This is a genomic window from Enterococcus sp. AMC1157, assembly GCF_058216555.1.
This window is the reverse complement of record NZ_CM177099.1, coordinates 2,281,480-2,290,000: the sequence shown is the minus strand read 5'-3', so window position 1 is coordinate 2,290,000 and position 8,521 is coordinate 2,281,480. Positions and strand designations below refer to the sequence as shown.

3 protein-coding genes and 2 rRNA genes (1 of these 5 cut by a window edge) are annotated in these 8,521 nt (G+C 41.2%); all 5 read right to left on the bottom strand.

Translation table 11 applies throughout. From position 1 onward, the window contains the following. Positions 1–960, bottom strand: a 23S ribosomal RNA gene (locus tag AC4BBX_RS11105) (it extends 1,955 nt beyond the left edge of the window). Between the two features lie 237 nt (positions 961–1,197). Next, positions 1,198–2,755 (bottom strand): 16S ribosomal RNA (locus AC4BBX_RS11100). The 16S and 23S rRNA genes sit together here, the layout of an rRNA operon. A 585-nt stretch (positions 2,756–3,340) precedes the next feature. Continuing rightward, a complete protein-coding gene (locus tag AC4BBX_RS11095) occupies positions 3,341–3,895 on the bottom strand; it encodes a Maf family protein (RefSeq protein WP_490453883.1) in 555 nt (184 codons plus the stop codon). Beyond that, on the bottom strand, positions 3,892–5,919 hold the full coding sequence (gene mutL / locus AC4BBX_RS11090; protein WP_490453882.1) for a DNA mismatch repair endonuclease MutL: 2,028 nt from the start codon (positions 5,917–5,919) through the stop codon (positions 3,892–3,894). Before mutL ends, AC4BBX_RS11095 begins: the two co-directional genes overlap by 4 nt. Before the next feature lie 15 nt (positions 5,920–5,934). Beyond that, positions 5,935–8,511: a DNA mismatch repair protein MutS gene (mutS, locus tag AC4BBX_RS11085; protein WP_490453881.1), complete on the bottom strand. Its 2,577-nt coding sequence runs from the start codon at positions 8,509–8,511 to the stop codon at positions 5,935–5,937. Between the last annotated feature and the right edge of the window lie 10 nt (positions 8,512–8,521).

The window sequence follows — 8,521 nt, the reverse complement described above, 5'->3', positions numbered from 1 at the left end:
CATTCGGAGTTTATCTGAATTCGGTAACCCGAGATGGGCCCCTAGTCCAAACAGTGCTCTACCTCCATCATTCTTCACTTCGACGCTAGCCCTAAAGCTATTTCGGAGAGAACCAGCTATCTCCAAGTTCGTTTGGAATTTCTCCGCTACCCACACCTCATCCCCGCACTTTTCAACGTACGTGGGTTCGGTCCTCCAGTGCGTTTTACCGCACCTTCAACCTGGACATGGGTAGATCACATGGTTTCGGGTCTACGACTACATACTCATTCGCCCTATTCAGACTCGCTTTCGCTACGGCTCCGTTTCTTCAACTTAACCTCGCATGCAATCGTAACTCGCCGGTTCATTCTACAAAAGGCACGCTATCACCCATTAACGGGCTTTAACTTGTTGTAGGCACACGGTTTCAGGTTCTATTTCACTCCCCTTCCGGGGTGCTTTTCACCTTTCCCTCACGGTACTGGTTCACTATCGGTCACTAGGGAGTATTTAGCCTTGGGAGATGGTCCTCCCGGATTCCGACGGAATTCCTCGTGTTCCGCCGTACTCAGGATCCTCCTAGGTGCTTTCCATCTTTCGCCTACGGGGCTTTTACCCACTCTGGCCAACTTTTCCAAGTTGTTCGACTATCTGAAAATACTACCATATTGGAGTCCTACAACCCCAACAAGCAAGCTTGTTGGTTTGGGCTTTTCCCGTTTCGCTCGCCGCTACTCAGGGAATCGAATTTTCTTTCTCTTCCTGCAGGTACTTAGATGTTTCAGTTCTCTGCGTCTACCTCTATTAAGCTATGTATTCACTTAATAGTAACATCCTATCAAAGATGCTGGGTTCCCCCATTCGGAAATCTCTGGATCAAAGCTTACTTACAGCTCCCCAAAGCATATCGGTGTTCGTCCCGTCCTTCATCGGCTCCTAGTGCCAAGGCATCCACCGTGCGCCCTTATTCACTTAACCTTATCAACCTTACGGTTGGGTTTTGATAAAGTACTTCTAGCGATAGAAGCTTTATCAAGAAAAAGTTGCAATTGAACTTCTTAAAAAACTCATTCAACGCGGTGTGTTCTCGGTTTGTTTTGATTATTTGTTGCTTTATCTATCCAGTTTTCAATGAACAATCGTTTGAGAGTAAACCTCTCAAAACTGAACAAAGCGTGTTGCAATCGACTGTGTAGTCTCCGTACTATTCCTTAGAAAGGAGGTGATCCAGCCGCACCTTCCGATACGGCTACCTTGTTACGACTTCACCCCAATCATCTATCCCACCTTAGGCGGCTGGCTCCAAAAAGGTTACCTCACCGACTTCGGGTGTTACAAACTCTCGTGGTGTGACGGGCGGTGTGTACAAGGCCCGGGAACGTATTCACCGCGGCGTGCTGATCCGCGATTACTAGCGATTCCGGCTTCATGTAGGCGAGTTGCAGCCTACAATCCGAACTGAGAGAAGCTTTAAGAGATTAGCTTAGCCTCGCGACTTCGCGACTCGTTGTACTTCCCATTGTAGCACGTGTGTAGCCCAGGTCATAAGGGGCATGATGATTTGACGTCATCCCCACCTTCCTCCGGTTTGTCACCGGCAGTCTCGCTAGAGTGCCCAACTAAATGATGGCAACTAACAATAAGGGTTGCGCTCGTTGCGGGACTTAACCCAACATCTCACGACACGAGCTGACGACAACCATGCACCACCTGTCACTTTGTCCCCGAAGGGAAAGTCCTATCTCTAGGATGGTCAAAGGATGTCAAGACCTGGTAAGGTTCTTCGCGTTGCTTCGAATTAAACCACATGCTCCACCGCTTGTGCGGGCCCCCGTCAATTCCTTTGAGTTTCAACCTTGCGGTCGTACTCCCCAGGCGGAGTGCTTAATGCGTTAGCTGCAGCACTGAAGGGCGGAAACCCTCCAACACTTAGCACTCATCGTTTACGGCGTGGACTACCAGGGTATCTAATCCTGTTTGCTCCCCACGCTTTCGAGCCTCAGCGTCAGTTACAGACCAGAGAGCCGCCTTCGCCACTGGTGTTCCTCCATATATCTACGCATTTCACCGCTACACATGGAATTCCACTCTCCTCTTCTGCACTCAAGTCTCCCAGTTTCCAATGACCCTCCCCGGTTGAGCCGGGGGCTTTCACATCAGACTTAAGAAACCGCCTGCGCTCGCTTTACGCCCAATAAATCCGGACAACGCTTGCCACCTACGTATTACCGCGGCTGCTGGCACGTAGTTAGCCGTGGCTTTCTGGTTAGATACCGTCAAGGGATGAACATTTTACTCTCATCCTTGTTCTTCTCTAACAACAGAGTTTTACGATCCGAAAACCTTCTTCACTCACGCGGCGTTGCTCGGTCAGACTTTCGTCCATTGCCGAAGATTCCCTACTGCTGCCTCCCGTAGGAGTCTGGGCCGTGTCTCAGTCCCAGTGTGGCCGATCACCCTCTCAGGTCGGCTATGCATCGTGGCCTTGGTGAGCCGTTACCTCACCAACTAGCTAATGCACCGCGGGTCCATCCATCAGTGACGCAAAAGCGCCTTTCAGCTTGCTCTCATGCGAGAAAAAGCATTATACGGTATTAGCACCTGTTTCCAAGTGTTATCCCCTTCTGATGGGCAGGTTACCCACGTGTTACTCACCCGTTCGCCACTCCTCTTTTTCGATGAACCGAAGTTCGGTGAAAAAGAAGCGTTCGACTTGCATGTATTAGGCACGCCGCCAGCGTTCGTCCTGAGCCAGGATCAAACTCTCATAAAAAAATTTGAAAACAATCTTGCGATTGTTAAGCTCATAAAATTAACGTTGCTAGCATTACTGCTTGCTTGTTGTTGTTTGCTTCTATAAAAGAAGCATCCTACACATTTGGTTCGTTTGCTTGCTTTGTTCAGTTTTCAAAGGTCTACGTTGTGCTGTGTTAGCAACTTTTATATCATATCAGCTGACCAAGTAAATGTCAACCATTTTATAAAAGTTTTTTTCAGAAGTTTTTTTCAACTAACTGAGCTGCTGTTTTCAGCGACTTGATTATCTTAACAAATGAATTGTTATTCGTCAAGGACTTTTTTCTAGAAATTTTCTTGTATTATCAAGGTTATTTCTCGATTCGTTTTTGACGACTTCGTTATAATATCATCTGTTTCAGAATTCGTCAACTACTAATTTCATTTATTTCAAAATTATTTTTTTGACGAGTTGGTTCAGAACCAACGTTGAATAATTTACCATGTATCCTATTAAGAAGTCAATCATAAAATTCGTATTTTTTCATTTTTTTCGAAATATCTGTAAATTGTGATAATTGCGTTAAAAAGAGCAGGCATTTTGATTAAAATGCCTGCTCTTTTATAGATATTCTTTTAACAGTTGATTCACAACACCGACAGGAAAACCTACTATACTATAGTAATCTCCTTTGACTTCCTTAACAAAAATTGCTGCTGCACCTTGAATACCATACCCACCTGCTTTATCTGCATACTCTTCTTTATCAAGATAGTTGTCTATTTCTTCTTCTGTCAATTCAAAAAAGCGCACTTCAGCAGAAGCTAAATGGGTTACAACTTTATCTCCTTTTTTAATCATTACCGCAGTATAAACGTTGTGGATGTCCTTACTCATTTTTTCGAGCATTTCTTTGGCTTCTTGACGAGACTCGGGTTTCCCCATAATCTCACCTTTACAAACAACGGTTGTATCACTGGCAATCACTAAATCTGTTGGATACTGTTGACTAACGGCATCCGCTTTTTCCTGCGCCATTCTAGATACATAGGCTTTTGGTTCTTCCTTTTCATTGACTGCTTCATCAATGTCTGCGGGTATAATCAGAAAATCTTTTACTATTAAATGCAATAATTCTTTTCGTCTCGGTGACTGTGATGCTAAAATAATTTTCATTCGGTACCTCTCGCTTTATGGGGATCTTGAATTCGTTTAAACATTCTTTCCATGTCACCATTTGTAAAGTGAATCAAAACAGGGCGACCATGTGGACAATTAAAAGGATTTTCACATTGCGCTAAATCTTCTAATAATACTCGAGCTTGTTGTGGATTCAAATAATGATTGGCTTTAATTGATCGTTTACAACTCATCATAATAGCCGTCGCTTCCCTAAACTGATGGACACTGACTTTTCCGGTAGTCAATAACATATCTACCATCTCGCGAATGATTTCTTCTTCTTGACCAGCTGGATACCAAGTTGGATGCGCTCGAACAATAAAGCTATTCGCCCCAAAATCTTCTAAATAAATTCCCACTTGTTCCATAGCTTCCGTCTGCTCTTTTAATTTTAAGGCATCACTATTAGGATAATCTAAAACAATCGGTACTAATAGTTCCTGTAAATCATCGCCAACTTCGCCAATCATTTTACGGAAATACTCATACTTAATCCGCTCTTGAGCCGCATGTTGATCAATAATATATAAACCTTCATGACTTTGGGCAAATAGATACGTTCCATGCATTTGTCCAAAGTATTCTAAATGTGGAAAACGTTCTTTAGGTGCCTCTTCTTCCATTAAATGCTGTACAAGTTGCTGGTTACTTTTTTGATTCAAGTCAAATTCTGGATGTTGATTATCTTCACTTGTCGGCTCTATTATAAAAGCTTTTGAATAGTTTTCCACAGAAACATCGCTACTTGTGGATGGATCTGAAAAATGATTCTCTTCTTTTTTTGTTGATTTATCAACATCTACCTCAACATTTTCTTGCTCATAAGAAAGATTTTGCTTTTTATCCCCAAAGTTGTCCACAAGCTGTTGAGAATCTTCTGCTACAAAGAAATTACCTGTTGCTTTGTCATAGGATAAACCAGACTTTATAGGTTGTGGTTGTTCCAATTCGATGGAAAGTTGTTCGGTTTTTTCTTGATTTGGAACTTTCTTTTTAAAGTTTAGATTATCCGCTGCATTTGGAATCAGAGTTTCTTCTCTAAGAACTTCATTAATCGTTTTACTTAGTAACGTTGTTAACTCTTCTTCTTTTGATAAACGGACTTCTTGTTTGGTGGGATGAACATTCACATCAACTAAGAGGGGGTCCATTTTTATTTCAACGACGGCTAATGGGAATCTCCCGACCATTAATTTAGAACCATAACCATTCACAATCGCTTTATTTAGTGCAAAATTTTTAATGTAGCGTCCATTAATGATTGTTGTTAAATAGTTCCGACTAGCTCGAGTGACTTCTGGTAGGGATACATAACCAGAGAGTTCAAAATCCAAATCCTTTGCTTGAATCTCACGCATTTTTTTGGCTGTTTGTAAGCCGTAGATACCTGCAATTGCCTGTTTTAAATCACTATTTCCTGAAGTACTCATCATTTTATTTCCATCATGGACTAAACGAAAAGCAATATTCGGATGACTTAATGCTAAACGATTGACGATGTCACCAATGTTTGCTAATTCCGTCTGGATGGTTTTGACATACTTTAAACGAGCTGGCGTATTATAAAAAAGATTTTCAACGGTAATTTTAGTGCCTTTTCGCAAAGCAGACGGACGATGCTCTTCAACCGTCCCACCTTTTAAACGTAAGTAGGTTCCTTGCGACTCTTCTTTAGTGGAGGTTTCGACTGTCACAACAGATACAGAGGCAATACTTGGCAATGCTTCGCCACGAAACCCTAACGTACGAATACGGAATAAATCATCTCGACTATGAATTTTACTGGTCGCATGACGTTTGAAGGCATTCAACACATCTTCTTCGGCGATCCCTTCACCATTATCTACAACTTGAATTTTACGCAAACCGGCTTCTTCTAAAAGAATATCAATCTGGTTACTACCGGCATCAATCGCATTTTCTACCAGTTCTTTGACTACAGAGGCGGGACGTTCAACGACCTCACCCGCTGCAATCTGATTGGCAAGACGTTCGGATAATTCCTGAATTTTTCCCATGGTCTTCCCTTCTTTCTATTTTTGCAGTTGTTGTTGCAGCTCATACAATACTTTCATCGCATCAATTGGATTCATCTCAAATACATTTAGTTTCTTCAACTTATCCACAACGACTTGCTCTTCTTGGGACAAATCGTTAAATAATGATAATTGTTGGGTCTCTTCTATTACATTGTTTTCTGTTTTTACTGATTGAGTTTGCGGTGCAATATGTCCTTCTTCTAAAGCCGTTAAAATAATATCTGCTCGTTTTAACAACTCATCCGGTAGACCAGCAATTTTCGCCACATGGATTCCGTAACTTTTATCTGCAGGTCCTTCCATCATCTTATGCAAAAATACCACTTCGCCATCTTGTTCTACTGCACCAACATGAACATTTCTCAAATGAGTTAATTCTTCATCCAAGGTAGTTAACTCATGATAATGTGTAGAAAAGAGTGTCTTTGCTCGGACTTCTTGATGAATGTACTCAATAATTGCTTGAGCCAGTGCCATACCATCATAGGTAGCCGTTCCTCTTCCTAATTCATCAAACAATACTAAACTATTCGGTGTCGCATAACGCAAGGCTTGATTGGCTTCCATCATTTCCACCATAAAGGTACTTTGCCCAGCAATCAAATCATCACTAGCTCCAATGCGGGTAAAGATACGATCAAATATTGGCATGACCGCTGATTCTGCGGGAACAAAACAACCCATTTGTGCCATAACAACCGTCAGCGCCAACTGTCGCATATAAGTACTTTTCCCTGACATATTAGGTCCGGTAATCAGCAGAATCAAGGTTTCTTTATCCATCGAAATCGAGTTGGGAATATATTCTTGATGCCCTAAGACTTTTTCGACGACAGGATGACGACCGTTAACAATACTAAGCTCTTGTTCATTACTCATTGTCGGACGAACGTATTGATATCTTTCACTGATTGTTGCAAAACTTTGTAAAACGTCCACACTACTAATGGATTTCGCTAAACGTTGCAAACGTTCAATTGATTTTTTGATCTCTTCTCGCACTTCCAAGAACAAACGATACTCTAAGTCTACGGATTTATCTTCGGCTTCTAAAATAATTTTTTCTAGCTCTTTTAATTCAGGTGTAATAAAACGTTCCGCATTAGCTAATGTCTGTTTTCTTTCATAACGACCTTCTTCTAAATTTCCTAAATTCGATTTGGTAATTTCAATGTAGTAACCAAAGACACGATTATAGCCGACTTTTAGTTTGCTGATACCAGTAGCTTGACGTTCTTTTGCTTCTAATTCAGCAATCCACTGCTTGCCATTTCTCATCGCTTCTCGATACTGATCTAATTGTTCATTAAATCCATCTTTAATCACGTTTCCTTCAGTAATTTGTAAAGGTGCTTCCTCATTAATTGCTTGATTAATTAAGGCTACCAAATCTTCCATTGGTTCCATCGCAGCCAATAATTTCGTCCATTCACCTTCATCCATCCCCTGTAAAATTTCACGAATAGCAGGAACTTGTTGCAGAGATGTTTTTAATTGAATCAAATCACGTCCATTGACACTACCAAAAGCCACTCTTCCAGCTAAACGCTCCAAATCATACACTTTGGTCAAAGCTGTTTTTAAATCTTCTCGCTCAAAGAAGGCATGAATCAAAGAGGCTACTTGGTCTTGTCGTGCATTGATCTGTGTTTGCTGAATCAGTGGACGATCGATCCATTGTTTTAATAAACGACCACCCATCGCTGTTTTACTTTCGTCCAATAACCATAATAAAGTTCCATGTTTTTTCCCTGTTCGAATGGATTGGCTTAACTCTAAGTTGAATTTAGAGTAATAATCCATTTTCAAATAATGATTCGGTTGATACGCAACTGCTTTTTGAATATGATCCAAACTACGCTTTTGTGTGACCGATAAATAGCTTAACAATTTTCCAGTCACTTCTTTTTCTGATGAATGCATTAAATCACTTGTTAAAAACTGAAATTCTGCATCATCTTCATAAGTTTGTTGTTCAGAAAAAATAACGCCTAAACGTATTTCCAACAATTGACGAACTTCATCAGGAATAGCTGTAGTAAAAACCACTTCTTTTGTTTGCAAAGCCGAAGCTTCATTCAAAACAGCTTCTTCATCACTCAAAGTAGCCGCTCGTAATTCCCCCGTAGATAAATCGACATAAGCGAAGCCGTAGTTTTCTCCATCAAAAGACAAAGCGGTTAAATAGTTGTTGTCTTTGGCAGATAAACCTTTACCATCCATCACTGTTCCCGGAGTCACTAATTGGACAACTTCACGCTTGACCATGCCTTTAGTTGTTTTTGGGTCTTCAACTTGTTCACAAATTGCTACTTTATAGCCCCGCTCCACTAAGGTATCAATATACCCAGCTGCAGCATGATAAGGAACACCACACATCGGAATCGGATCATCGGCGTTTTTATTACGACTTGTCAAAGTCAATTCTAATAATTGAGACACCTCAATGGCATCGTCATAAAACAATTCATAAAAATCTCCTAAACGATAGAACAAAAAAGCATCTCGATATTGATCCTTGATGCTAAAGTATTGTTCCATCATTGGAGTATGTTTGGTTTTTTGAGGCATGTAAAATACT

Excerpts from the sequence above, each read along its gene's own strand:
- AC4BBX_RS11095 (WP_490453883.1), bottom strand. The coding sequence starts at position 3,895 with ATGAAAATTATTTTAGCATCACAGTCACCGAGACGAAAAGAATTATTG.
- mutL (WP_490453882.1), bottom strand. The coding sequence starts at position 5,919 with ATGGGAAAAATTCAGGAATTATCCGAACGTCTTGCCAATCAGATTGCA.
- mutS (WP_490453881.1), bottom strand. The coding sequence starts at position 8,511 with ATGCCTCAAAAAACCAAACATACTCCAATGATGGAACAATACTTTAGC.